Below are 23,371 nucleotides of genomic sequence, written 5' to 3'. Positions count from 1 at the left end.
TGCTATCTCAGGTGTATGGCTGACTCGATCAAATAAATCACGACTCGACCAAATTCCGATTTCGACAGTTTCGTGTATTCGTTCTCGTAGGTTCCGGACTCGATTGCCATCCCATGGGCGACCACATCCGCGTGCGTCGTTCGACTGGCAGCCACCATGGCGAGTAGTTCGTCAACGAGCCCGAAGGCAATGACACGAGAATCAACAAATTCATCAGATAGGTTCAGTTCGCGCTCAATTTTTCCGTCAAACAGGGTCGGGGGAAACATCATTGACTGAATCGATTCGAGCCGCTCGAATACGAGATTCATCTTCTTGGATTCCCTCATCTTCAATTCCCCTCTTCCCCAATGTGTCTCAACGTTCTACGGGACAGTAGATCTGAGGCTATTGCCTCTTAACGCAATATTCACATGGGTAGACTCTGCAAAAAGGCTTTGGCTGCTCGATATGGTTGACTTGGACGATCTAAATTGAAAAAGTGAGCGATTGTAAGGAGCCACGGTAACAAATGTATATCCGGTACCAATCGAGCGTTCCAAATCATCGAGCAATATACCCAAGGGTTTTCGGTCTTGCCAATGTACTCGCCCACAAAGGCCAACTGAGCGATGCAGAATGGGTTACCTGGAGATCTGGAAATGACTGGTTCAATGCGGCCTACCCAGATCCGACCAAATCGATTCCCGATATCTACGACCCTCAGGTGAACCCTCGCGCAGCAGCTTGGTTCAAGGGCACTGCTACGCATCTGCTAGAACGGGTCGAGCCATATTTGGAACTTCTTAAACGGCATGACGTGCAAGCTGTGCGACTCATCAGCGACGATCCGGGCAAAATCATCTACGAAGATTCGGTGCAGATCGTCGTAGTTCCCTACGGAGCTTCAACCTAAAAACTTTTCAACTTCGATGACATGCTGCCGGCTACCGCCAGTTCGATGAAAATTTATCCGTGTCCCGCAAGACGGTCCGTAGGGGGGAGCCTCTAACGGCCGTGTCTCAATTCTTGCGAGGTAAGCTCACACTATGTCCGAGACTGACCCTTTGTTGGAATTGAATCCCACTCCTGGCACCGTCGTGAAGCTCGTCAGGAAATTAGTCGACGAGCCTTGGCCACGGTCTGATGAAGAACGCGAAAATCTTTTCGCGCACCTTGGATTCATATCAGGGAGCCGGTACGAGCTAGAGAACGAAGAATCACCCCACCAGATGAATGAGCTGGATATCGGCGTCGGTGGACAAGTGCTTGGTTCATGGGACACGTATAACTGTGAGTTCCTAGGCGTGACAATCCACCTCTACAGCACTCAAGAATCCGGTGCACCTGCAGTTCAAAGCGGATTCAACGAACTACGTATCCAACTCACCGAACTCTTTGGAAAACCAGAACATCCGTGGGAGAACGAAGAGACGCCACCCTGCATTTGGGAGGCCAACGGCCGGACGATCACTACGCACCTCTTCAACCGTCGGGACAGCACTGTGATGCTGAGTGTAGAAGATACAACTTTAGCTGCCGTTGCAGAGGCTGATGCAATTTCCGGCTGAGCAATTGTCGTTTTCCAAAGTCGTCTCCACTGATGTCGTTTTCCAAAGTCGTCTCCACTGAGATTGGGTGACCGCAAGCGGAACGCATAGTGGGACAGCGGGGCTTCACCTTGATATGGCCGCCCTGTGCAAAGCTGGAGTACAAGAAGTCCGAGAACCGAAGGGGGTAACGAAATGGAAAGTGCCGACTTCATCATGATCGGCGTAATCGTGACAATCGGATTGATTGGCGCGGGCTTCTTCGCGAAGAAGAAAAATCGAGACTAGTCAGTCTACTTGCACTTCCCTGGACGTATTTACTGGACCTCGGCGGAGGGCAGGCTCCACGGTTCAGTGTTCGCAGAGGAACGCTTTGTGGGACGCCGTTCTCTACTCCAGAGCTAGACTGAGACCGCCTGCGTCCAGCGCTGCGGAGCAGGTTCATGTTTAGATCGTAAGGAATGCGTGTGTCGTCAATGTTGGTAGTGATTCGCGGAAATTCAGGCTCAGGAAAAAGCACGATCGCGCGCATGTTGCAAACCAGGCTCGGCAAACTTACAGCGGTGCTTCAACAAGACCACTTCCGCAAAGTTATTTACCATGAGCGAGAGCAGGAAAGCTTAGCTCACGCAGACCTACTCGAAATCGCAGCAATACATTGCTTAAACCGTGGACACAACGTAATCCTAGAGGGGATCTTTAACGCCTCCAGATACGGCGGTATGTTAGAGCGAGTGGCCGCGCATACTGATGATGCCCGATTTTATTCATTCGATCTCGCTTTCGAAGAAACTGTCAATCGACATTCGACGAGGCCGCAAGCCTCTGAATTCAGCGATAAAGATATGCGCGGTTGGTACCACGGATGGCAGCCTCTTCCGTTCGTTTCAGAGATGCGAATTGTTGCTGATGAAACTCCCGAGCAAATCGTAGAACGTATTTTGCAGCGTCCCACCCGCTAGAAGGAACCTTTCACCTATAGGTGTCCCGTAAGCCGGTCCTCATTCGGGACATAAGTCTTGTTGGCTTGGCATATTTTCGAATCTCCGGGTTTCCAAAGATTTCAGATTCCCGTATACCCCGCCCACAAAAATGCCCGGTGAAGGTGCCTTATGCGGATATCAAAGTTGGTGGGTTTGGGATGGGATCCAGTACAAACATGTCGTAGCTTATTTGCTGGAAATGCATTGGCCATTGACTATTTCGCTCGGCTGATTTCGACCGATTCTGCTTCAAGCGTGAAGTCAGTTTGCTCGGATTTCTTGCCATTTGCTTGAGCCGTCACAGTGTGCACTCCGGGGTAGTACTTGCGTGTCGTAATGGGCCTGAACGAATGGGTTTTGCCCAGGGTGACAGTCTCGCCTGGCCCGATTTTCCGTGTGGCAAGTTTGAATGTCTTGGCCCCATGGGAGCCATTCGCCCTCAGGAAGCCGACGCTGTAATCGATGGCAACGTTGGCTTCAGTGCCACCATGGTTCGTGACCTGTGTGCTGAATGCGATCTCACCGTTCCAGAGGATGCGGTCGCTGGCAAGCAGCGGCGCGGAGATCGAAAGATCGTCACCGGAAAAACCGAGGAGGGACAACGCTTCGGGGTGGCCCTGCTTGGCCAGTGTTCGCAATCCGTGCCGAAGCACCCACGCGGTGTTTTCGTCGGCGTTGCCAGCCCATGCGGTGGCCGTCTCGATGAGGGCTCCCGGATCAACCCGGCTGAGGTCATTGAGGTGGTTCGCGACCGATCGGCGAACGTATTCCGCGGGATCCCGGTAGCTGGCGTCGAGAATAGCGCGGGTCTCCCTGGGGTTGGCAACGAGCCAGGGGACACGTTTTGCCCAAGGAAGGTACACACGAGTCCCTTCGGTGGCCAGACGGCGAACGTGTTCGTTCTCGTGCTGTGTCCAGTCTTGCGCGTGCTGGAGCGCCCGTTCTGGCCGGTCGATAATCATCGCGCGGATCGCGAATTCGCAGGTCAGTCTGTCGGTCAGCAGGGCAAGGGTTTCCATGGCCGCATCGAAGTCTTCGATAGTTCCGGAATCAAGTGCCTTGGCGGTGATGAGCTCGGAAACTGGCCAGATCATCCATCCTGTGAGCAAGGGGTCGCTGAGCGCCTCGTGGATGATTGTCCTGGTGCTGGAGAAGTCCGCGGGAAGGTCTTTCAGCAAGGCGTTCCGGACGATATCAACTCGGTCCCGCAGACGCATGCCTGCGATGCGTCCCGCTGAATCATGGAGATGGTCCAGTCCGCTTCCGGGTGCAACGTCTTGCAGCGAAGTGCGCAATTGCGCAATCACGGTTGTGTTGATGAGTTCGTCCATGGATCCCATAGGTTGTCCTTCAAGTCCGCTTGCTAGGGGTGAGCTGCTTAGCCCGTCAGACGGCTGGCGGGCCGGAACGATCGAGGGGAATAAATTCGGGGTATTTCGTCTGCTTCCCGGCAGAGGCGGCGTCCCACGCTTTGGCGATCAAAGACAGAAGCCTCCTGACTGTCGAATCGAGTGCCGGATTCAGCCAAGCCGTGAATACATGTACATGTCCTTACGTTCTCCACCAATTTCTTCCCAACTGCGCAGCAGACCTTCTCGCATGTAGCCGCAGTGCTCGGCTGTCTTCCATGAGCCTTCGTTCCAGGGCTCGACATAAAGTTCCAAACGATGAATATCTGGCTGCCCGAGCCCCCATCGAGAGATCGATTCCAAGGCAGCAGAGGTAATTCCTCGGTTGCGGTGCGACGGACCAACCCAATAGCCGATGCTGGCTCGGCCATGATTGGAGTTTTTCAGCCATAGTCCGATCTGGCCCAGCGCCTGATCCGAGTCTGCATCCGCGATGGCAAAAGAGTAGCCTGATCGTTCAACGAGTCGGTGGTGCTGCCGATCGATGAACTCGCTGATTTCTTTCCGAGTACCGTTGCAGGGAACTGTTGTGATCAGTGGAATCAGCGGATCAGAGGAAGCATCTTGAATCAACGGTGCGTCCCCTGCGTTAAACGGGCGAAGACGATAGCCGCAAGCATCTATGACAGGCTGAATCAACGGGTCCATCTTGAAAGACTAACTGGTCGATGGGGCCACTGGTTCCGCGAATCTTGCGGTGCGGCTCACAGATCATGCCTCGGGATGGAAACCAGTCGGCAGCATTTTCAACACATCATGGTTGGCAGGTCGATTGCACAAACGGGATCCGAGAGTCGAAAAGCCAATCGAAACTGACGGGATCGGCCTTGCCGCAGAGGAATGCTTCGAGGGATCAAGTTCCAGCTCAATGGGTCGTTTCCCCCATGCCAATCGGTATGGGCCAACTGGGATTCGTACGCGACCAGCGCGCCGCAGGCATCGCAAACCGGCATCTGGATACCCCTGCCGCTCTGCGAGTACCCGTCATGGAGAGGCACGGAATCCAGGCCCAAAAATTCTCGAACACTTGATTTGATTCTCACGCTTCAAACCTAATGCACTGCACTGTAGCTCTCAGGAATTTGCGTGACGGTCAGGGCGGGATAGTCGATCCCCGCAATGCAATGAACAAGAATGACGCTAGACCGCAACTGGAAGGAAATACAACGTTGTCGGATCTGTGTCTCGAAGAGCGCCTGCTGCTTTTACACGGAGGTGAACCAGAAGGCTGCGACAAACTACCAATCGGATTTCATGAAGTTGGTAGGCGGGCAAGACATGTTGAGAATCCGCCTTCTGCAAGCTTGCCGCGAAGCAAAAGCAAAGCGATGGCTACCATCGAACGGTTGTCGAGCCTCACAATGGTTCTCAACTTTTCGCGTTCGGAGTAGCCATCGCTGCCCGAGCTAGGCCCGGCAAGTATTGATCAAGCTGGCTTCGGGATCAGCCGACGATTTCGGAGAGTTCCAGCCAGCGTTCTTCCAGCTGGTCAACCTGGTCCTGCAGCTCGTTGATCTCTGCGGTGAGTTTGCCCAGCCCCTCGTAATCAGACTGGTCATGGCCGGCCATCTTCTCATGGATCTTGGCGATCTTCTCCTGCAGCTGGCCGACCTTGCGCTCGTTGGCGTTCAGTTCCTTCTGTGCGGCGCGCAGCTCGGCGCCGCTGGGGCCTGCGGGCTTGGCCTGCTCGGTGCCGGATGACTGGGTCGGGTTGGAGCCCGACCCGGTACCCTGGGCGCTGCGCAGTGCCAGGTATTCGTCCACGCCGCCCGGAACATGACGGAAGTTCCCGTCCAGGATCGCGTACTGCTGGTCGGTGACGCGCTCCAGCAGATAGCGGTCGTGGGAAACCACGATCAGCGTGCCCGGCCAGGAGTCCAGCAGGTCTTCCAATGCGGCGAGCATGTCGGTGTCGACGTCGTTGGTCGGCTCATCGAGGATCATGACATTCGGCTCGTCCATAAGGATCATCAGCAGCTGCAGTCGGCGGCGCTGGCCGCCGGAGAGCTCGCGGACCTTGGTGGACAGATGCGCGGAGGAGAATCCCAGGCGTTCAAGCAGCTGGGCAGGGGTCAGGTCCTTGCCGTCCACGTTGAAGGTGGTGCGGAAGCGGCCGAGCACCTCGCGGACCAGGTCCTCGCCGATCTGGTCCAGCTCGCGGAACTGCTGGTCCAGCACTGCCAGCTTCACGGTCTTGCCGCGCTTGATCTTGCCGCTGGAGGGCTCCACGGTGCCGGCGATCAGGCCCAGCAGGGTCGACTTGCCCGCGCCATTGGCGCCCAGCAGGCCGGTGCGCTCGCCGGGGCCGATGCGCCAGGTGAAGGGCTTGAGGATCTGCTTCGGGCCGAAGGATACCGAGGTGTCCAGCAGGTCGATGACGTCCTTGCCCAACCGGCTGGTGGCCATGCGCTTGAGTTCCAGCGGGTTGCGCACCGGCGGTACGTCGGCGATGAGCTGGTTGGCGGCCTCGACGCGGAACTTCGGCTTGGAGGTACGGGCCGGTGCGCCGCGGCGCAGCCAGGCCAGTTCCTTCTTCATCATGTTCTGGCGCTTGGATTCGGTGACCGCTGCGATGCGGTCGCGTTCCACACGCTGCAGCACGTAGGCAGCGTAGCCGCCTTCGAAGGGCTCGACGATGCCGTCATGCACCTCCCAGGTGGTGGTGCAGACCGCGTCGAGGAACCAGCGGTCGTGGGTGACGACCATCAGCCCGCCGGAGTTCTTGGACCAGCGGTTGTTGATGTGCTCGGCCAGCCAGGAGATGCCTTCGACGTCCAGGTGGTTGGTCGGCTCGTCGAGGATCACAACGTCCCAGTCCTGCACCAGCAGGGCTGCCAAAGCCACGCGGCGGCGCTGGCCGCCGGAGAGCGTGCCCACTGTTGCTTCCCAGTCCAGGTCTGCGACCAGGCCGGAGATGATGTCGCGGGTACGGGCGTCGCCGGCCCATTCATGGTCGGCCATGTCGCCCACCACGGCGTAATGGATGGTCGAGTCCGAGTCCAGGGTGTCGCTCTGGTCCAGGACTCCCACGCGCAGGCCGTTGCGCTGGGTCACGCGTCCTGAATTAGGCTCGATCTTGCCCGAGAGCATGCCAAGCAGCGAGGACTTTCCTTCGCCGTTGCGTCCAACGAGTCCGATGCGGTCGCCGTCGGAAATGCCGATGGTCACCGAGTCAAAAACGACGTGGGTTGGATATTCCAGATGCAGGGCTTCGCCCCCGAGTAAATGTGCCACGTCTCCAGTTTACTTTCCGGGGCAAATCGAGACGCCAAACTGTGGGGGAACAGCCACATTCCAAAGTTGCATCCGCACCACGTGTGGAATAAAGCAGAGAATAAAAGTGAGTCTCAATACGGTGTTTTGCGATTTCACACAGCACCGCAGGACATGGCAGAATACATAGCGTGCTTGGCTGGTTTACCTGCTGACCACATTTTCCGCCCTGGTGTAATGGCAACACGCCAGCCTTTGGAGCTGTGCATTCTAGGTTCGAATCCTAGGGGCGGAACAACTTTCCAAGCGCCGCCGCCGCGGCGCTTTCTTGGTATCAAAGTTCGGTTGCCCCCAATCTGCGCGATAGACTGGATCAGGGGTTTTTCTTCACTGCCCAAAACCCCGAAGCGACCCGCAGGAGAAAAGCAACTTGAGCGATCAGGTCAACGCACCAGTAGCCGTTATCGTCCTCGCCGCCGGCGCAGGCACCCGAATGAAATCGGCGAAGCCGAAAATCATGCATGAAATCGCAGGTCGCTCCATGGTTTCCCATGCGTTGCATGCGGCCTCTGCGCTCGAACCCCTGAACCTCGTTGCGGTTGTCCGCCACCAGCGCGATCTGGTCGCCGAGCACATCCTGAACCAGTTCCCGAACATCACCATCGCGGACCAGGACGACGTGCCGGGCACCGGCCGCGCAGTGCAGCAGGGCCTCGAAGCCATCGACCCGCAACTTGAGGGCACCGTCGTGGTGACCTACGGCGATGTGCCATTGCTCACCAGCGAGGTGCTGCAGGAACTGGTCGCCACCCATGAGTCCAACGGCAACTCGGTAACCGTGCTGACCACCGAGCTGGACGATCCTTCCGGCTACGGCCGCATCCTGCGCGACGCGAACGGGGACGTCTCCGGCATCCGCGAGCAGAAGGACGCCTCGCCTGAAGAACTGGCAGTCAAGGAAATCAACTCCGGCATCTACGCCTTCGACGCGCAGATGTTGCGTTCGGCACTGACCGAAGTCACCACCGACAACGCGCAGGGCGAAATGTACCTGACCGACGTGCTGGCCATCGCCCGCTCCCACGGCGGCCGCGTGGCCTCCTCTCAGATCGAGGACCGCTGGCAGATCGAGGGCGCCAACGACCGCGTGCAGGTCTCCAACCTCGCCCGCATCTACAACCAGCGCAAGAACGAATTCTGGATGCGCCAGGGTGTCACCATCGTTGACCCTGCCACCACCTGGATCGACGCCGAGGTCATGATCGGCCAGGATGCCACCCTCAAGCCGGGAACCCAGCTGCACGGCGAAACCATCATCGGCGCTAATGCGACGGTCGGCCCGGACACCACCTTGACCAACGTCGTGGTTGGCCAGGGCGCAACAGTCAAGCGCAGCGACGCGACCGACTCGCGTATCGCCGACGGCGCGTCCGTGGGTCCATTCGCCTACCTGCGTCCGGGCACCGACCTGGGGGCCGACGGCAAGATCGGCGCCTTCTACGAAACCAAGAACGTGACCATTGGTCGCGGCTCCAAGCTCTCGCACCTTGGCTACGCCGGGGATGCTGAAATCGGTGAGTTCACCAACATCGGTTGTGGCAACATCACCGCCAACTACGACGGCGAAAAGAAGCACCGGACCAAGATCGGTTCGCACGTGCGCACCAGCTCGAATACCGTGTTCGTCGCCCCGGTTGAAATCGGGGACGGCGCCTACACCGGTGCCGGTGCAGTCGTCCGCAAGAATGTCCCGGCCGGTGCCCTGGCGCTGTCCGTGGCCCCGCAGCGCAACACCGAGGGATGGACGTTGGAAAAGCGTCCGGGTACCTCTTCGGCAGACGCCGCGTTCAAGTCCTCGCTGAACACCTCGGCCTCCGAGTAGTTCCGCGACGGATTTTATTTCCTCAGTACACCTCATACGTGATAGCGAAGCGAGCGAGAAAGCATAACAATGAGTGAAATCCGCCATAACGTCAACAAAGAGCTGGTGCTTGCCAGCGGACGTGCGCACCCGGAACTAGCTGACGAGGTGGCCAAGGCCCTCGATATCGAGAAGCTGCCACTAAATGCCTATGACTTCGCCAATGGCGAGATCTACGTGCGTTCGGACGAATCGGTCCGCGGTAAGGATGTGTTCCTGCTGCAGTCCTACCCGGCCCCGTTGAACAACTGGCTGATGGAACAGTTGATCATGATCGATTCGATGAAGCGCGCTTCCGCCCGCCGCATCACCGTCGTGGCGCCGTTCTACCCGTACGCCCGCCAGGACAAGAAGGGCCGCGGCCGTGAGCCGATTTCGGCACGTCTGGTTGCCGATTTGTTCAAGACCGCAGGCGCCGACCGCGTGATCTCCTGCGACCTGCACACCGCGCAGATCCAGGGCTTCTTCGACGGCCCGGTGGACCACCTGTTCGCCTTCCCGCTGCTGGCCGACTACATCAAGTCCAAGGTCGATGTGGCCAACGTGACCGTGGTTTCCCCTGATACCGGCCGCGTGCGCGTCGCCGAGCAGTGGGCAGAGCGCCTGGGCGGTGCCCCGCTGGCGTTCGTGCACAAGTCGCGTGACTTGACCGTGCCGAACCAGGCCGAGTCGAAGACCGTGGTGGGCCAGGTCAAGGGCCGCACCGCGATCCTGATCGACGACATGATCGACACCGGCGGAACCATCGCAGGCGCAGTGCGCGTGCTGAAGGAAGCCGGCGCCAAGGACGTCATCATCGCCGCAACCCACGCAGTCTTCTCGGATCCAGCCGCGCAGCGCCTGGCCGAGTGCGGGGCCACCGAGGTTGTTGTCACCAACACCCTGCCGATCCCTGAAGAGAAGCGCTTCGAGAACCTTACCGTTCTGTCGATCGCCCCGCTGCTCGCTCGCGCGATCTCCGAGGTCTTCCACGACGGTTCGGTCACGAACCTCTTCGACGGCCGCGCCTAGCAGCCCTCGTTTCGCAAGCTTTCGGCCGGCACCCTTCGGGGGTGCCGGCCGAAAGCCGTTAAAACCGAGCTAACAGACTCATGGAGCGCTGGTCTCAGCCCAGGGTCGAGTCATCGGACAGCGTTTCCTGCAACGATTTCTCGATCAATTCGCGCAGGATCCCCTGATCCACCGACGAAAGCCGGGTCAGATAAAGGCAAGCTTTGCTGCTTCGATGCTTGCCGAACTTCTCCAGCAGCTCCGGCCAACGTTCGGCGAAGCCGGAAACCAGATAGATGGTGTGGTTGCTCGGCCCCGGTGCGAATGCCAGCAGCGGGGCGATGCCTCCGTGCCCCGAGTCGTAGCGGTACTCGTACTGGCCGAAACCCAGGATTCGCCCTGCCCAGACCACCGGCTCGGCGCCGGAGATCTCCTTGAACAGCGCAAGCAGCTCATCTGCCTCGGCGCGCCGGGGACCGGTTGCCCTGTCCAGCACCGGGGCGACCGGAAGATCGGAAGGGGACATTGCGGGCTGCTTGGTGGCCATGGGATTCCTTCCAGCACCGTAGGGCGGCTGCAGCTGGTTGCGGAGAACTGACTCAACGCTACCTGCAAGCTCCGCAACCGACAGTGTTCTGGGCGACAGATTTTCGTACACGCGCCCCCGACTGCTAGAATTATTCACTGTGCCCAGGCGAGGGAACCACCAGCGATGGTGTGACCGTTATCGACAAGGCCGGAAAAGCTCTTTCATCTCCTAGATGTTGGTTGCTTCCCGAGTCCACGCAAGGGCCTAAACGAAGCAATCATTTCCTAAGGAGAATCATCATGGCATCTGTCAACCTTGACGCCGTTGTACGCACCGATTTCGGCAAGGGCGCTGCCCGCCAGGCCCGCCGTGCAGGCCAGATCCCAGCAGTCGTTTACGGTGCAGGCTCCGAGCCACAGCACGTTCTGCTGCCAGCACAGGCCACCACCCTGGCCGTTCGCGACCGCAGCGTTGAGCTGGTCCTGAACATCGAGGGCACCGAAGTGAAGACCACCATCAAGGACATCCAGATCCACGCGCTGAACCGCACCGTTGATCACCTGGACCTGCTGGTCGCTGCCTAAGCATTGCGATAAGGCATTTAGCTAAGCATCATGAGCAATGACACTTGGCTCGTAGCCGGGCTCGGGAATCCCGGGCCCGGCTACGCTGGCAATAGGCACAATATCGGGCAGATGGTGCTCGACGAGCTGGCCAACCGCGCCGGCTCGAAATTCAAGACCCACGCATCGCGCGCCCAGATCGTCCAGGGCCGCATGGGCGTGGGCGGTCCTCGCGTGGTCCTGGCCAAGCCGATGACCTACATGAACCTCTCCGGCGGCCCCGTGGGCAATCTGGCGAAGTTCTTCGGCATCGGGATTGAGAACCTGATCGTGGTTCACGATGAGATCGATATTCCGTTCGATACCATCAAGCTCAAGCGCGGCGGGGGAGAAGGAGGCCACAACGGCCTGCGCGACATCTCCAAGGCCATGGGCTCCAAGGACTACTTGCGCGTGCGCACCGGGGTGGGCCGCCCGCCCGGACGCATGGACACCGCCGACTGGGTCCTGCAGGACTTCTCGAAGTCCGAAAAGCAGGTGCTGCCATTCTTGATCGACAACGCGGCCGACGCGGTGGAGTTGTTGATGTCGCAGGGGCTGGAAGCAGCCCAGGGCAAGTTCCATACGGCCTGAAAACTTTCGGGAATGCTCCGGACCAACCGGTCCGGAGTTTTCCATATCCGCTGCAGCCCAGCGTAATTCAGCGCGGCGGGGGCACATGCCGTGAATGAGGAGAATTCTTCTCCGTTTCCCTGTTATTGTTTTTGAGCATATTAGTCTTCGCTGACCAGCAGGAAGTTATCAAGCAAAGCGAGTGATACCGGTGCCCTCACACCACACCCCTCAAGACCAGTCTCTGCAGCTCGAGCGTCGGAACAACGGTGGGCTGCCGCGGGGCGAGAACGGCTTGCCGCTGAACGGCGCCCAGGCCTTCAGCGAGTCCTCGGAGCGAGTCGTCGCCTACCTCAACGCGCATACCCCGCTGGCCGACTGGTCGGTGTCGCGCGTGGTGCACGGGGAGCAGGTCCACGTGCATGTCCATCAAGAACAACTGCTGAGTACCGGGGCGCGAATCGACTGGAACGAGTCGTTCTGCAGCCGCATGGCATCCGGTGCCGCTCATGTGGTGCGCGATTCCCGCGCCGACCCGGATTACTCGGACCTCGGCGCCTCCGAATATGTGGGGGCCTATGCGGGCTATACCATCAGCGACGACCGCGGCGAGATGTTCGGCGTGCTGTGCGGAGTCCGGCCCGAACCGCTGTCCGATGACGAGCAGCTCGACGAGCAGCTGTTGAACCTGCTCAGCGATCTGCTGTCCACGCAGCTGGAGCTGGCGCGAGGCATCGACCGGGAACGGCGACGGATCGAGATGTCCGAGGCGCTGGCGAACACGGACGCGTTGACCGGCCTGCTCAACCGCCGTGGATGGGACGCCATCGTTGCCGATGCCCAAGAGCGGCTGGAGAGCTTCGGCGATGCCGTGGCAGTCGCCATTGTCGACCTCGACGGACTGAAGCAGGTTAATGACACCCTGGGGCACGCTGCAGGCGATGACCTGATCGTGCGTGCCGCCCGGACCTTGAGGGAAGCAGGCACGACCGCCTGCCATGTAGCCCGATATGGCGGGGACGAGTTCACGATCCTGGCCAACGGGGTTGTTCCGTCACAAGCCGCAACATTCTTCGAGACCTTCGACGCGGCGCTGGAGTCCGCCGGCATCGCGGCATCCTGCGGTTTCGCCGCGGCGGAGCCGGGACTGGCCAGCCTCGCGGACTGCTTGTCCACGGCGGATCGCATGATGTATCAGCGCAAGCACGGCGCGAGGTAGCTCCGGAATTCGGGCAAATTCGGGTCTCTCGGGCGACTGGCGCGGATTCCGCCTTCGTTATGGCTAGGGCCCTTCGAGACTTCAACTGGCACGTCTTTGAGGCGAAACTTACTAAGGACTAACTTAGGTGTGCAACGGGGTCCGGAGTGGAATAATTACCTAATGTACCTATTGCCTAATCGCATTGCAGCCGGATCTGACGGCGGAGTGCGCGGCGATTCATGACGAGAATTCGGAGGACCCGTGCACACCATGACTGGTCAGACTGGAACGGCCGAGGCGCTTACCGCCAACGAGGTGGCACGCATCAAGGCGGACTTCGAGATCCTTGAGCACCAGGTCAACGGTGCCGATATCGTGTACCTCGACTCAGGCGCCACGAGCCAGAAGCCGCGCTGCGTTTACGAGGCTGAACAGCACTACTACGAAAACGCCAACGCGGCGGTGCACCGCGGTGCGCACACCCTTGCCGTGGAGGCTACCGACCTTTTCGAACAGGGCCGCGAAACCGTGGCGAAGTTCATTGGCGCCAAGACCAACGAACTGGTCTGGACCTCGAATGCCACCGAAGCGCTGAACCTGATCAGCTACTCGATGTCCAACGCCTCGCTGGGACGCGGGGGAGAAGCCGCCGCGCGGTTCCGACTCGGCCCGGGCGACGAGATTCTCACTACTGAACTTGAGCATCACGCGAACCTGATCCCGTGGCAGGAGCTCGCCTTCCGCACCGGCGCGACCCTGCGCTACGTGCCGATCGCAGAGGATGGCTCGCTGCGCTACGACCTGATCGTTTCGCTGGTCACCGAACGCACCAAGCTAGTGGCGTTCACCCATGTTTCGAACGTCTTGGGCACCATTACCGATACCCGTCGCTTCGTGGACGCCGCCCGGAAAGTCGGCGCCCTGACGGTGCTGGACGGCTGCCAGTCCGTTCCGCACCTTCCGGTGGACGTCAAGTCCCTGGACGTGGACTTCATGGCCTTCTCCGGGCACAAGATGCTCGGCCCGACCGGCATCGGCGGCCTCTATGGCCGTGAAGAGCTGCTCAACGCCATGCCGCCGTTCCTCACCGGTGGATCCATGATCACGGTGGTGGACATGGAGCACGCGGAATACCTTCCAGCTCCGCAGCGCTTCGAAGCCGGAACCCAGCGCATCTCCCAGGTCCATGGTCTCGCCACGGCCGCCAGCTACCTCGACGAGATCGGCATGGACCGCATCGCGGACTGGGAAGAGCACTTGGGTGAGCTGCTGTACCAGGGCCTGTCAGCCCTGGAAGGCGTGCGGGTCTTCGGCCCGGCCGATGCCAAGCGGATCGGCACCGTTCCCTTCGAGGTCATCGGAGTGCACCCGCACGACGTAGGCCAGTTCCTGGACTCGCGCGGCATCGCCGTGCGCGTTGGCCACCACTGCGCGCAGCCGCTGCACCGCGCCCTAGGTGTCACCGCGACCACCCGCGCCAGCACTTATCTGTACAACACCGAAGAAGACATCAAGGCCCTGATTGAGGCAGTCGCTTCGGTGCGTGAGTATTTTGGAGTCTAAAATGAACGAACTCGATCAGCTGTACCAGCAGGTCATCCTCGACCATTCAAAGCGCCGCATCGGTTCCCCGCTCGTGGAACCGGAGGGCGGCCACCGCCACGGTGAATCGCACCAGCACAACCCGATCTGCGGGGACCAGATCCGCGTGCGCGTGGAGCTGGAAGGCGAGAAGTTCACCGCCATGAGCTGGGAAGGCGACGGCTGTTCCATCTCCATGGCCTCAGCCTCCGTGCTCAGCGAAATGCTCCCGGAGCTGACCCGCGAAGAGTTCCTGGACAAGCTGGATCTCTTCCGGGAAATGATGCGCTCCAAGGGAACCATGACCCCTGATGAGGAGGTCCTGGAGGATGCGGTGGCCTTTGCTGGGGTGTCCAAGTTCCCTGCCCGCGTCAAGTGCGCCATGCTGGCCTGGGTGGCGGCAGAGGTCGCCATGCTGGAAGCAGCATAACAACACGCTGAGCCAAAAAAATCTCTGGTTCCGCCCGAGGGCGGAACCAGAGATTTTTCGCGTTGCGATCCAGTCAGGGACTAGTTGTCCTCACCCTGCTGGTAGACATCCGGGATGCCGTCCTTGTTGTCGTCGCGGGACTCGCGCGCCGCGATCTCCTTGTAGCGGCGGTTGCGCGGAATCAGCCACAGGGCGCCGAGGATGGCGGCGATGAACGAACCGGCCAGGATGGCGACCTTAGCGTGCTCGTAGTGCGCCGACTCCAGGCCGAAGGACAGCTCGGAGACCAGCAGCGAGACGGTGAAGCCGATACCTGCCAGCAGCGTCACGCCGAACAGGTCGCCCCACTTGGCGTCCTTGTCCAAGGATGCCTTGGTGAATTTGGTCAGCACCCAGGTCGAGCCCATGATGCCGATCGGCTTGCCCAGCACCAGGCCTAGTACGATGCCCCAGAAGACCGGGTCGGTCAGCAGCCCGCCGCTGCCTGATTCCGGGGAAATCACGGTCACGCCGGCGGCGAAGAACGCGAAGACCGGGATGCAGAAGCCAGAGGACAGCGGACGGAAACGGTGCTCGAACTGCTCGGCCAGGCCGATGCCTTCGCGTCCGTCGGTGCGCTTGACCGGGACGCAGAAGCCCAGGATCACGCCGGCGATGGTGGCGTGGATGCCGGATCCGAAGACGAAGATCCAGGTGACGATGCCCAGCGGCAGCAGGATGACCCAGGCGGCCCACAGGCGGGTGGCGAAGAACTTCGCCAAGGTGCGGGCCAGGACGGTGAACAGGATGATCGGAATCAGGGACAAGGCCAAGTAGGCCGGCTTCAGATCGTCGGTGAAGACGAACGCGATGATCACGATGGCGATCAAGTCGTCAACCACTGCAAGGGTCAGCAGGAAAATGCGCAGCGCGGTCGGCAGGGAAGAACCAATGACCGCCAGCACCGCCACCGCAAAGGCGATGTCGGTTGCCGTGGGAATCGCCCAGCCCTGCATCAGCTCGCTGCCGAAGCCTCCGGAGGCTGCAGCCACGATCACGAAGATGATGGCCGGGACGGCCACGCCGCCGAACGCCGCCGCCACGGGAACCGCGGCGGTCTTGACGTTGCGCAGGTCGCCGATGACGAATTCCTTCTTCAGCTCCAGACCGGTGAGGAAGAAGAACACTGCCAAGAGGGCATCGGCCGCCCAGTGGCCGATGGAAAGATTCAGGTCGACCCCGAAGAGGGTGGGGCCGAAATGGAAGTCGCGCAACGCGAAGTAGGAATCGCGCATTGGGGTGTTGGCCCAGATCAGTGCCAGCACTGCGCCGACAATCAGGACCAGGCCGCCGACGGTCTCCTTGCGCAGGATGTCGCCGATGCGCACGGATTCGCTATAGCTCGGCCGGGAAAATAGGTTCTTTGGGGAACCCGAAGAGGGAGTGTTGGTCATGCGTTGTACTCGCTTACTTCGTTAAATGAACATTTCACGCCGACCAGACTTCCCGGCACACCGTATTCAACCCTAACGTAATTCACGTCCCAAAACGCAGACGCCCGGAGGCCTGGCGAAAAATCGCAGGTCCGGCCGTCTGTGTCGGGCGTCATAATCGACGCTGTCGAGGCTACTTCGAAAGCCAGGCGTTAACCTGCGAAGCCTGCAGGTTCAGGGCCTTGCCGAGGTACGGCTCGGCTGCCGAGGCGAGCTTGCCGCCGATGAACGGAATCGATGAGGAGACTTTTCCCTCAATCGCGAATTCGGTGGTGTCGCCCTGGGCGGTCAGCTTCTCGCTGCCCGACACCGACACCGGCACACCGGCGACATCGATCTTCACGCTGGCCGAGCGGTTGCCTGCGGCATCCGGGGCGCTCCACTGCTCGACCTGGGTGACCTGGATCGAGGCGCCGACGAACTTGCGGGCGATGTCCGGCACGCGGTCGGTAGGCATGGCGCGAACGGTGGTCAGGGTGAAAGCTCCTGCGGTGTCGCCGCTGACGGTGAAGTCCTGCAGGGTGCCGTTGGCCAGCGAGGTCAGGTGCTCAGCGAAGCCGCGGTCAGCCAGCGTGGCGATGACCTGGTCGGCCGGATGGGCGATCTGCGTGCTTGCGTTCAATGCCATGAATGGGTATCCCAATCTAGAAATCTGGGCGGCCGGGAGAACCGGCAGCTGCCGGTCCCGGGTACTGGACACCATTAACCCTATCTGTTCACCTCGATTAGGTAGGCTAGGAAGGCATCAAAACAACATATTGGCATTTAGCCGGCCGCGGAATCGTTTTGCGGTCGGTGTTCGTGGTGTCATACCGGGCTGAACGCCTCGTGCGCGTTGGCCCCTAACCTGCCCGAGAGGACACGAAAGCCGCATGAGCCTAGTTGGACTTCATGATTTCCTGCGCGAGGAATCGTCATTCCGCCGTATCCGCCAAGGTGCATCACAAAGCTTTTCGACCCGCAGCGAAGAGCTGGAGATCGCGGCGCCGCAGGGCATGCGCCCGATTCTCGGAGCCCACGTCAGCCAGGGCCTGTCCGAGGGACACGAGCGCGCGGTCACGCTGATCGTCACCGCGACCGGCCGAGAGGCCGAGGACATCTCCGCGTCGCTGGCCGCCTACCTCCCGTCCAAGCACGTTGCCGAATTCCCTTCCTGGGAAACCCTGCCCCACGAACGGCTCTCCCCGCGCAGCGACACCGTGGGCCGTCGCCTGGAGGTACTGCGCCGGCTGCATGACGGGGACCCGGACCTGAAGATCATCATTGCGCCGATCCGCGCCGTGCTGCAGCCGCTGGTGGCGGGCCTGGGCGAGCTGCGCCCGGTCACCCTTGAACTGGATGCCGAGCCCGGCTTCGACACCGTGATCCGGGACCTGGCCGCGGCGGCCTACGCCCGGGTGGACATGGTGACCCACCGCGGCGAATTCGCAGTGCGCGGCGGCATCATCGATGTCTTCCCACCCACCCTGGAGCATCCGGTGCGCGTGGACTTCTTCGGCGACCAGATCGACACGATGCGCTACTTCTCCATCGCAGACCAGCGCTCCCACGACGGGGCCGGGCCGAGATCGATCACCGCGACCCCGTGCCGTGAAATGCTCATCACCCCCAAGGTGATGAGCCGCGCGGCGAACCTCAAGGCCAGCTTCCCGGCCGCCACTGAAATGCTCACCAAGATCGCCGGAGGCATCGCGGTGGAAGGCATGGAGTCCCTGGCCCCGCTGCTGGTGGACAAGATGGTGCCGCTGCTCTCCTTGCTCCCCGAATCCTCCATCGCACTGGTCATGGAGCCCGAACGCGTGCGCGCCCGCGCCCACGACCTGAACGAAACCAACGCCGAGTTCCTGGCCGCGGCCTGGGCCTCGGCCTCGGACGGAGCCAGCGCCCCGCTGGATTTGAGCACCGCCGAAGCCGGGCGCAAGCTCGAAACCGGCGATTTCGCTTCGCTCGCCCAGACCGTCGAGCACGCGCGCCAGGCCAAGGTCTCCTGGTGGGCGGTCACCTCGCTGGGCTCCGACGAGGAACTGGACCTGGGCGCTGCGACCATCCGCGTCCCGGCCCGCGAACCGCACGGCTACCAGGGCGATATCGAAGCGATGATGGAATTCATCGCCTCCCGGGTGGCGGACGGCTGGCGCCTGGTGGTTGCCACCGAAGGCCCCGGCCCGGCCGCGCGCCTGTCCGAGCTGTTCGGTGAATACAAGATCCCGGCCCACCGCGTGGAAGACCTCTCGGCCGAGCCCACCGCAGGGCTGATCGAAATCACCCAGGCCGCCGCCGGTCGCGGGTTCGTGTTCGAGGAGCTTAAAACCGGTTTGCTGACCGAGGCGGACCTGCTGGGACGCTCCAGCGCCTACCCGAACCGCAAGTCCCGCAAGCTCACGGTCAAGCGCAAGCGCAATGCCGTGGACCCCTTGAGCCTGCAGGCCGGGGACTTCATCGTCCACGAGCAGCACGGCATCGGCAAGTTCGTGGAACTGGTGTCCCGCAAGGTCAACGGCGCCGGCAAGGACGCCAAGCGCGAATACCTGGTGGTCGAATACGCCTCCTCCAAGCGCGGCGCGCCAGGGGACCGGCTTTTCGTCCCGATGGACCAGCTGCACATGATCACCCGCTACGTGGGCGGCGAGGCCCCGACGCTCTCCAAGATGGGCGGCTCCGATTGGGCCAGCACCAAGTCCAAGGCCCGCAAGGCGGTCAAGGAGATCGCCGGAGACCTGATCAAGCTGTACTCCGCGCGCATGGCCAGCCGCGGCCACGCATTCGCCAGCGACACCCCGTGGCAGGGCGAACTGGAGGAGGCCTTCGCGTTCATCGAGACCCCCGACCAGCTCACCGCCATCAACGAGGTGAAAGCGGACATGGAGAAGGAAATCCCCATGGACCGGCTGATCTCCGGCGACGTGGGCTTCGGCAAAACCGAAATCGCGGTGCGCGCAGCGTTCAAGGCCGTGCAGGACTCCAAGCAGGTCGCCGTGCTGGTGCCCACCACGCTGCTGGCCTCCCAGCACTACCAGACGTTCACCGAACGCTATTCGGGCTTCCCGGTCCGTGTGAAGACGCTCTCCCGCTTCCAGACCGCCAAGGAATCCAAGGAAATCCTGGCCGGGCTCAAGGACGGCAGCGTGGATATCGTGATCGGCACCCACCGGCTGCTGTCCAAGACCGTGGAGTTCAAGAACCTGGGCCTGGTGATCATCGATGAGGAGCAGCGTTTCGGCGTGGAGCACAAGGAAGAGCTCAAGAAGATGCGCACCAACGTGGACGTGCTGGCCATGAGCGCCACCCCGATCCCGCGCACCTTGGAGATGTCCCTGACCGGCATCCGCGAAACCTCCACCCTGGCCACCCCGCCGGAGGAGCGCCACCCGGTGCTCACCTACGTGGGTCCGCGCAGCGACAAGCAGATCAGCGCCGCGATCAAGCGCGAGCTGATGCGCGACGGCCAGGTGTTCTTCGTGCACAACCGCGTCTCCTCCATCGACCGGGTCGCCGCGGAACTGCGCGAGCTGGTTCCCGAGGCGCGCGTCGAGGTAGCCCACGGCAAGATGAGCGAGTCGCGGCTTGAACGGATCATCCAGGACTTCTGGGAGAAGAAGTTCGACGTGCTGGTCTCCACCACCATCATCGAAACCGGCCTGGACATCTCCAACGCCAATACGCTGATTGTCGACCGCGCGAACAACTACGGGCTCTCGCAGCTGCACCAGCTGCGCGGACGCGTGGGCCGCGGCCGCGAACGCGCCTACGCCTACTTCCTGTGGGACGCGGAGAAGCCGCTGGGCGAGGTGGCCCTGGAACGCCTGAAGGCCGTGGCCGCGCACAACGAACTGGGCTCGGGCTACCAGCTGGCCATGAAGGACCTGGAGCTTCGCGGCGCCGGCAACCTGCTCGGCGGGGAGCAGTCGGGCCACATCGCCGGGGTGGGCTTCGACCTGTACCTGCGCCTGGTCGGCGAGGCGGTTGCCGACTACAAGGGCGAGGGCGAGGAAGAAGCCACGGAGATGAAGATCGACCTGCCGGTCAACGCGCACCTGCCGCACGACTACGTGCCGGGGGAGCGCTTGCGCCTGGAGGCCTACCGGAACATCGCCTCCGCGGAATCCAGCGAGGCGTTGGCCGAGGTCCGCGAGGAGCTCGAAGACCGCTACGGCAAGCTGCCGCTGCCGGTGGAGAACCTGCTGCGCGTCGCGGCCCTGCGTATCCGCGCCCGCGCGGTGGGTCTGCACGACATCCAGCAGGTCGGCAACCACATCAAGCTGTCGCCGGCGAAAATCGAGGACCTGCCGGCCAGCCGCCAGGTGCGCCTGGAACGCTTGTACCCGGGTTCGGCGAACAAGCCGGCGCTGAACTCCATCTTCATTCCGAAACCGAAGACCTCGCCGGTCGGCGGCCGGGATCTGGCGGACGAAGCCATGCTGGACTGGGCGGAGAACCTGGTCTACGCGATCTTCGAACCGACCCCGGCAGCTGCGGCCAAGGGCTAGCGAGTTTCGGGCAGATGCCTGTTCCCTAGCTCCTGCGCGTAGCGGCGCACCGGTCCAGCATAAAGTTGCAGGGCCGGTGCGAGCGCCGTCAGAGCGGTTTTCAATGCTGCCGACGCTTCTGCGGCGTCGAACAGCGCGAGCGCCAGGAACGCCTGCGCATCGGCATGCAGCGGGTCGTCGGGCCCGATGTCCTGGAGCACTGCGGCCGCCGGTCCGGGTTCACCAATATTCCTCAGGCTGCTGGCGAGCTGGATTCTTGCCTCGCTGCATTTGGCAGGGCTCAGCGTCCCGCTCTCCAGAGCCATCCGGTACAGCGGTATCGCTTGTTCCTCCTCGCCGAGGTAGTCGTGCAGGCTGGCGCGTTCGAATGCCGCATGCCCGGCAGGAATCCCGGACTCCACAAGGAGCTCCAGCTCCACACCCAGCGTCATGGCGTCTTTGCTCGGGGCTGCTTGCCAAAAGCCATCGATCCGATGTTGCCAAGAATCCATGATCAACTCAGTCCCTGCTGCGCACATGCTGCGCCAAGGCGACGGTCGAGGGGGCCGGCAACGCGCCGTGGAAGTTGGCGGGGCGGGGTCCGCGCAGCGTGCGCAGCGCATAGACGATGACTACCAGATCCACGACTTCCTGCAGCAGGGCTCCGGTCACGGCCGGGATCACGCCAGTGGTGGCGACCAGCATCAGCCCCACGCTCAGGCCGATGCCGATCCAGATGGCGCTGTGCGCGACACTCAGGGTGTAGCGGCTGATGGCCATCACCTGGGCCACGGGTTCCAGCGAATCACGCAGGACCACCGCGTCGGCGGCCTGGCCGGCAGCGGTGGAACCGCGCGAACCCATCGCCATGCCGATGTCCGCGGCGGCCAGCGCCGGGGCGTCGTTGGTGCCGTCGCCCAGCATGAGCACCGGCCGGGGCTGCATGTCCTTGAGCAGCTGCACCTTCTGTCCCGGGCGAAGCTCCGCTTCGACCTTGCCGATGCCCACCTGGGCGGCGACGCCGTGCGCGGTCTGTTCCACGTCGCCGGTGAGCATGACCTGGTTTTCCACGCCGTGGTCGCGCATCCAGCGCAGCACCGCGGAGGCTTCCGGACGCGGGGCATCGGCCATCAGGAGTGCGCCGGCAAACTTTCCGTCCACCGCGACGTAGGCGGCGGATTGACCGGGTTCAAGCTCGACCCGCTGCAGGGACGGGTCCAAGACGGCGATGAACGACGGCTTGCCCACGGCTACCCGGCGTCCGTCCACCAGGGCGCTGACGCCGTTGGTGGCGACTTCCTGCGCGTCTTCGGCCGGGAGCAGCGGCAGCCCGCGGTCGGCGAGCGCCGCGGTCAGGCCTGCGGCCATGACATGGGTGGAGAACTGCTCTGCGGAGGCCACGAGCTGCAGCAGGTCATCGGGATCAAGTTGGCTCCGGATGCCTACCAGCGTGGGCCGGCCCGCGGTCAGCGTGCCGGTTTTGTCGAAGGCCGCGCTGCGTACCCTGGCGAGCTGTTCGAGCACCGAACCTCCCTTGACCACCACGCCCTCCTTGGACGCACGGGACATGCCGCCCAGGAAGGCGACCGGCACGGCAATCAGCAGGGGACAGGGGGTGGCGAGCACCAGGACCTGGGCGAAACGCACCGGATCCCCGGACACCGCCCAGGCGATCCCGGCAATCAGCAATGAAAGCAGGGTGAAGGGAATCGCGAACTTGTCGGCCAAACGCACCACCGGCGCCTTGGAATCCTGGGCCTGTCGCACCAGCTCGATGATCTGCTGGTACTGGCTGTCGCCGCTGTGCCGCAACGCCTGCAGGTACACGGCCTGCGACCCGTTGACCGACCCCGACATCACCTCGGAACCCCTGGCATGGACCACCGGAACCGGTTCGCCGGTCAGCGAGGATTCGTCGAAGCTTCCTGCTTCGGAACGCATCAGGCCGTCAACCGGCACCAGCTCGCCGGGACGCACCAGCAGCAGGTCCCCGACCTCCACCTGCTCCACCGGGACGTCGGTGACGTCCTGGCCGGATTCGTCGGCAGCGAGGTGGGCCTGCAGGGGAGAACGGTCGAGCAGCGCGGAGAGCTCACTGGTGGCCCGGCGCTGGGCGAAGTCCTCAAGGGCCTCGCCGCCGGAAAGCATCAGCACGATGATCAGGGACGCCAGGTACTCGCCGACCAGCAGGCAGGCGATGATCGCCACCAACGCCAGGATATCCAGCCCGTAGCGGCCTCGCAGCAGGTCCTTGACCATTCCCGAGCCGATCCACAGCACGGCGACTGCGATGGCAGTCCACGCGATCCACCGGCTGGCGGTGCCCATACCGGCCAGTGCCGTGGCACCGGTGGCCAGCAGGGCGATGACCGCAACGGCCAACAGCGGATAGCGTCGAATCTGTTGTCCCAGCTTCACGATGTCTCCCTATCGACTGGTCAGCGCCTGTGAACCGAATAATCTCACCATAGC

At 61.9% G+C, this 23,371-nt stretch carries 19 protein-coding genes, 1 tRNA gene and 1 pseudogene; 12 read left to right on the top strand and 9 right to left on the bottom strand.

The window, feature by feature from the left end; genetic code table 11:
- Positions 1-2: 2 nt before the first annotated feature.
- A complete protein-coding gene (locus C1H84_RS05355) occupies positions 3-311 on the bottom strand; it encodes a hypothetical protein (RefSeq protein WP_146955896.1) in 309 nt (102 codons plus the stop codon).
- Positions 312-511: 200 nt separating this feature from the next.
- Between C1H84_RS05355 and C1H84_RS05350 the strand changes: the two genes are divergently transcribed.
- The 3 genes from C1H84_RS05350 (at position 512) to C1H84_RS05340 (ending at position 2,491) form a co-directional block, all read left to right on the top strand.
- Positions 512-895, top strand: a complete 384-nt coding sequence (locus C1H84_RS05350; protein WP_113606763.1) for a hypothetical protein — start codon at positions 512-514, stop codon at positions 893-895.
- Between the two features lie 133 nt (positions 896-1,028).
- Positions 1,029-1,550 (top strand): hypothetical protein, encoded by a 522-nt coding sequence (locus C1H84_RS17935; RefSeq protein ID WP_146955894.1) that lies wholly within the window; start codon positions 1,029-1,031, stop codon positions 1,548-1,550.
- 455 nt (positions 1,551-2,005) lie between these two features.
- Positions 2,006-2,491: an AAA family ATPase gene (locus C1H84_RS05340; protein WP_160309070.1), complete on the top strand. Its 486-nt coding sequence runs from the start codon at positions 2,006-2,008 to the stop codon at positions 2,489-2,491.
- A 236-nt stretch (positions 2,492-2,727) separates the two neighbouring features.
- On the opposite strand, the gene C1H84_RS05335 is transcribed toward C1H84_RS05340, so the two are convergent.
- From C1H84_RS05335 to C1H84_RS05325, 3 genes are all read right to left on the bottom strand, one after another.
- Complete coding sequence (locus tag C1H84_RS05335; protein ID WP_244910812.1) at positions 2,728-3,843, bottom strand: DNA alkylation repair protein; 1,116 nt, start codon at positions 3,841-3,843, stop codon at positions 2,728-2,730.
- A gap of 189 nt (positions 3,844-4,032) precedes the next feature.
- Positions 4,033-4,569, bottom strand: a complete 537-nt coding sequence (locus C1H84_RS05330) for a GNAT family N-acetyltransferase (RefSeq protein ID WP_113606760.1) — start codon at positions 4,567-4,569, stop codon at positions 4,033-4,035.
- A gap of 795 nt (positions 4,570-5,364) precedes the next feature.
- Positions 5,365-7,155, bottom strand: a complete 1,791-nt coding sequence (locus C1H84_RS05325) for an ABC-F family ATP-binding cassette domain-containing protein (protein ID WP_113606759.1) — start codon at positions 7,153-7,155, stop codon at positions 5,365-5,367.
- Between the two features lie 202 nt (positions 7,156-7,357).
- Here C1H84_RS05325 and C1H84_RS05320 point away from each other — a divergent pair.
- From C1H84_RS05320 to C1H84_RS05310, 3 genes are all read left to right on the top strand, one after another.
- Positions 7,358-7,429, top strand: a tRNA-Gln gene (locus C1H84_RS05320).
- 135 nt (positions 7,430-7,564) lie between these two features.
- Entirely contained in the window at positions 7,565-9,016 is a 1,452-nt protein-coding gene (gene glmU / locus C1H84_RS05315) for a bifunctional UDP-N-acetylglucosamine diphosphorylase/glucosamine-1-phosphate N-acetyltransferase GlmU (protein ID WP_113606758.1), read from the top strand.
- Positions 9,017-9,085: 69 nt separating this feature from the next.
- Positions 9,086-10,066, top strand: a complete 981-nt coding sequence (locus C1H84_RS05310; protein WP_047118482.1) for a ribose-phosphate diphosphokinase — start codon at positions 9,086-9,088, stop codon at positions 10,064-10,066.
- A 94-nt stretch (positions 10,067-10,160) separates the two neighbouring features.
- Here the strand turns inward: C1H84_RS05310 and C1H84_RS05305 are convergent, their stop codons facing one another.
- A complete protein-coding gene (locus tag C1H84_RS05305) occupies positions 10,161-10,592 on the bottom strand; it encodes a DUF1801 domain-containing protein (protein WP_113606757.1) in 432 nt (143 codons plus the stop codon).
- 278 nt (positions 10,593-10,870) lie between these two features.
- On the opposite strand from C1H84_RS05305, the pseudogene C1H84_RS05300 reads away from it, so the two are divergent.
- From C1H84_RS05300 to sufU, 5 genes and pseudogenes are all read left to right on the top strand, one after another.
- Positions 10,871-11,146: pseudogene (locus tag C1H84_RS05300) on the top strand (50S ribosomal protein L25); the annotation flags it as partial.
- Positions 11,147-11,188: 42 nt separating this feature from the next.
- The gene (gene pth, locus C1H84_RS05295; RefSeq protein WP_113606755.1) at positions 11,189-11,770 is read left to right on the top strand and encodes an aminoacyl-tRNA hydrolase; all 582 of its coding nucleotides are present in this window, start codon (positions 11,189-11,191) and stop codon (positions 11,768-11,770) included.
- A gap of 190 nt (positions 11,771-11,960) precedes the next feature.
- On the top strand, positions 11,961-12,968 hold the full coding sequence (locus tag C1H84_RS05290) for a GGDEF domain-containing protein (protein WP_146955892.1): 1,008 nt from the start codon (positions 11,961-11,963) through the stop codon (positions 12,966-12,968).
- Between the two features lie 252 nt (positions 12,969-13,220).
- Entirely contained in the window at positions 13,221-14,513 is a 1,293-nt protein-coding gene (locus tag C1H84_RS05285) for a SufS family cysteine desulfurase (protein WP_113606912.1), read from the top strand.
- 1 nt (position 14,514) lies between these two features.
- Positions 14,515-14,961 (top strand): Fe-S cluster assembly sulfur transfer protein SufU, encoded by a 447-nt coding sequence (gene sufU, locus C1H84_RS05280; RefSeq protein ID WP_047118486.1) that lies wholly within the window; start codon positions 14,515-14,517, stop codon positions 14,959-14,961.
- Positions 14,962-15,041: 80 nt separating this feature from the next.
- Here the strand turns inward: sufU and nhaA are convergent, their stop codons facing one another.
- Complete coding sequence (gene nhaA / locus C1H84_RS05275; protein WP_053797534.1) at positions 15,042-16,394, bottom strand: Na+/H+ antiporter NhaA; 1,353 nt, start codon at positions 16,392-16,394, stop codon at positions 15,042-15,044.
- 172 nt (positions 16,395-16,566) lie between these two features.
- Entirely contained in the window at positions 16,567-17,061 is a 495-nt protein-coding gene (locus C1H84_RS05270; protein WP_047118488.1) for a DUF2505 domain-containing protein, read from the bottom strand.
- 244 nt (positions 17,062-17,305) lie between these two features.
- On the opposite strand from C1H84_RS05270, the gene mfd reads away from it, so the two are divergent.
- Positions 17,306-20,920, top strand: coding sequence for a transcription-repair coupling factor (mfd, locus tag C1H84_RS05265; RefSeq protein ID WP_113606753.1), 3,615 nt, complete (start codon positions 17,306-17,308; stop codon positions 20,918-20,920).
- Here mfd and C1H84_RS05260 read toward each other — a convergent pair.
- Both C1H84_RS05260 and C1H84_RS05255 read right to left on the bottom strand, forming a co-directional pair.
- Positions 20,917-21,411, bottom strand: coding sequence for a tetratricopeptide repeat protein (locus C1H84_RS05260; RefSeq protein ID WP_244910811.1), 495 nt, complete (start codon positions 21,409-21,411; stop codon positions 20,917-20,919). The two genes, mfd and C1H84_RS05260, sit on opposite strands and share 4 nt — an antisense overlap.
- A gap of 7 nt (positions 21,412-21,418) precedes the next feature.
- A complete protein-coding gene (locus tag C1H84_RS05255) occupies positions 21,419-23,317 on the bottom strand; it encodes a heavy metal translocating P-type ATPase (RefSeq protein ID WP_181728042.1) in 1,899 nt (632 codons plus the stop codon).
- Positions 23,318-23,371 lie beyond the last annotated feature (54 nt).

The organism is Glutamicibacter soli (assembly GCF_003309065.1).
GTDB classification, from domain to species: Bacteria; Actinomycetota; Actinomycetes; order Actinomycetales; family Micrococcaceae; genus Glutamicibacter; species Glutamicibacter soli.
The sequence above is the reverse complement of the archived record's forward strand: the minus strand, read 5'-3'. Positions and strand labels throughout refer to the sequence as shown.